The organism is Nonomuraea sp. NPDC003201 (genome assembly GCF_053590415.1).
The window spans coordinates 1-1,907 of sequence record NZ_JBSFTC010000692.1 but is presented as its reverse complement, the minus strand read 5'-3'; the positions used below and the strand labels follow the sequence as shown (position 1 = coordinate 1,907).

3 protein-coding genes are annotated in these 1,907 nt (G+C 67.0%); 2 read left to right on the top strand and 1 reads right to left on the bottom strand.

Annotated elements, in window-relative coordinates; all coding sequences use genetic code 11:
- Positions 1-149: 149 nt before the first annotated feature.
- Positions 150-407 (top strand): dihydrofolate reductase family protein, encoded by a 258-nt coding sequence (locus ACWDX9_RS62820; RefSeq protein WP_449973374.1) that lies wholly within the window; start codon positions 150-152, stop codon positions 405-407.
- A 56-nt stretch (positions 408-463) separates the two neighbouring features.
- A complete protein-coding gene (locus ACWDX9_RS62815) occupies positions 464-847 on the top strand; it encodes a PPOX class F420-dependent oxidoreductase (RefSeq protein ID WP_449973373.1) in 384 nt (127 codons plus the stop codon).
- A 235-nt stretch (positions 848-1,082) separates the two neighbouring features.
- Here ACWDX9_RS62815 and ACWDX9_RS62810 read toward each other — a convergent pair.
- Positions 1,083-1,907 (bottom strand): alpha/beta fold hydrolase (locus ACWDX9_RS62810; protein WP_449973372.1); only part of this gene is annotated, 825 nt, incomplete at its 5' end.

Here is a 1,907-nt window from a genome sequence, read left to right as displayed (position 1 = left end):
GACGTCGAGGGTGCGGGCGATGGAGCAGGCCATGTCGCCGAAGTTGGTGCGTTGCATGGGGTCAGTCTACCCATTGGAGTTCCCTTAGGGAACTTTACGTGTTACGGTTATAGAGTCTCTTCAAGGAACCCAAGGAAGGAGTTGCCGCCATGAGAGCGCCGGAGATGACCGAACGGCAGACCCTCATCACCACCGGCATCGAAGACGCGATCGCAGCCGCTCACGGCAGGGACACAGGCCTCATGGGCGGCGGCGTCACGACCGAGGCCCTGAAAGCGGGACTCGTCGACGAGGTGATCCTCCTGCTCGGCGGCGGCCGCCCCTTCTTCCAGTCGCTGCCCGAGCACGTACACCTCCGCCTGGTCGAAGCCGTACCGGCACCGAGCGTCACGCACCTCCAGCGCTGATCAGCGCTCACACCCCCTTACAACGTCACCACCGCAACCCCTGCAAGGAGAACAAGATGCTCAACCCCGACGTACGCCGCGTCCTCGACGGCACTTCGCTGGCCCACCTCGCCACCGTCCTGCCTGACGGCTCGCCCCACACCGTCCCGCTCTGGGTCGGCACCCACGGAGACCACATCGTCTTCCTCACCGGTCCGCAGTCGCGCAAGGCCCGCAACCTGCGCCGCGACCCGCGGGTGGCGCTCTCCATAACGCCCGCCGACAACCCGTTCCAGCCCGTCATCGTCCGCGGCCGGGTCATCGAATGGCTCGACGGCGACACGGCCTGGGAGATCATCGACCAGATCTCGACGAAGTACATCGGCAGGCCCTACACCCGAGATGAGGAACGCATCGTCGCCGTCATCGAGCCCGAGCGGCAGACCGTCGGCATGAGCTGAGCCACCCTCCTGCCGCTCATCCAGCACTCCCCCTACACCGGCCAACCACCCACGACGCTGTGCCGTATTCCGATCGCGCCCGTCCCTCGGCGCTGCCCTGATCGTGCTGGCGTCCTGTTCGCGGTGGCCGTTGCAGGAAGCACGATGCTCTACGTGCCGTACGGCTCGCCCGTGGCCCGTCCAGTCCGCCGTGCGCCGTGTTGATCTACCTCGGACGCTTCATCGACGACGCGGGTCATGCGGCTGTGTGAGCGAGGATGGCCCGCGCCAGTTCCTCGTGCACCTCCGGCGGAAGCGTGTGCCCCATCCCCTCGACCATCATCAACCGCGCCCCCGGGATCCCCTCGGCGATGATCGCGCCGTGACCCGGCTTGACCGGCTCGTGAGTGCCCTCGATCACCAACGTGGGCACCTTCACCCGATCCAGCACACCCACCGGCTCGAAATCCGGCTGAGCCATCGCAGCCAGGCGATGGTTCACCACCGCGTCCAGATCCCGGGCCCGATCGTAGATACGCTCCTGCAGCCGGCGGGCAGCGTCCTCATCGAACGGCAGCCCCGTACCGTGCAGCACCCGCTGCTCAGCGATCATCGCCTCGATCCGCTCCCGCCGATCGGCTGGCGGCGGACTCGCCATCAGCACTTGGTAGTGGGACACGAACTCCGGCACCGGCTCCGGCAAACTCCCCTCCGGCTGCGGCTGGCCCATCAACGCCCGCATGATCACCATCCCCTCACCCCCACCGAGCGGCGAAGAACCGATGACCGTCAGCGAACGCACCCGCTCCGGCCGCTCCACCGCGATCAACTGCCCCAGCAGACCACCCGCCGAATGACACACCAGATGCGCACTCCCCAGACCATGCGCATCCAACACCCGCAGCACGTCGTCCCTGATGGCGTCCCAGGTGTACGGCTCCTTCTCAAAGTCCACGGTCGCCGACCTGCCGGTGTCACGGTGGTCGTACCGGACCACCCGACGGCCACCAGCGGTCAGCCGGCCCACGAACTCATCCGGCCACAGGATCCCCTGCGACATCGAACCCATCACCAGCAGAAC